Consider the following 396-nt stretch of genomic DNA (forward strand, 5'->3'; position numbering starts at 1 on the left):
TTGCAGCATGGGGGGCAGCCATTGGGGCCGGTGGTATGACCGGCATCCTGTTTTCTCTCGGTGCCAGTATGGTGCTCGGTGGTGTGGCGCAGATGCTGGCACCGAAAGCCAGAACTCCCCGTACACAGACAACGGATAACGGCAAACAGAACACCTATTTCTCCTCACTGGATAACATGGTTGCCCAGGGCAATGTGCTGCCTGTTCTGTACGGTGAAATGCGCGTGGGGTCACGCGTGGTTTCTCAGGAGATCAGCACGGCAGACGAAGGGGATGGTGGTCAGGTTGTGGTGATTGGTCGCTGATGCAAAATGTTTTATGTGAAACCGCCTGCGGGCGGTTTTGTCGTTTATGGAGCGTGAGGAATGGGTAAAGGCAGCAGTAAGGGGCATACCC

At 55.8% G+C, this 396-nt stretch carries 1 protein-coding gene; it reads left to right on the forward strand.

Annotated elements, in window-relative coordinates:
* On the forward strand, positions 1–305 hold a 305-nt coding region (locus D3I60_RS01340; RefSeq protein ID WP_137497477.1), incomplete at its 5' end, for a tail assembly protein.
* Positions 306–396 lie beyond the last annotated feature (91 nt).

It is taken from the genome of Brevibacterium permense (assembly GCF_025506275.1).
Classification (GTDB): domain Bacteria; phylum Actinomycetota; class Actinomycetes; order Actinomycetales; family Brevibacteriaceae; genus Brevibacterium; species Brevibacterium permense_A.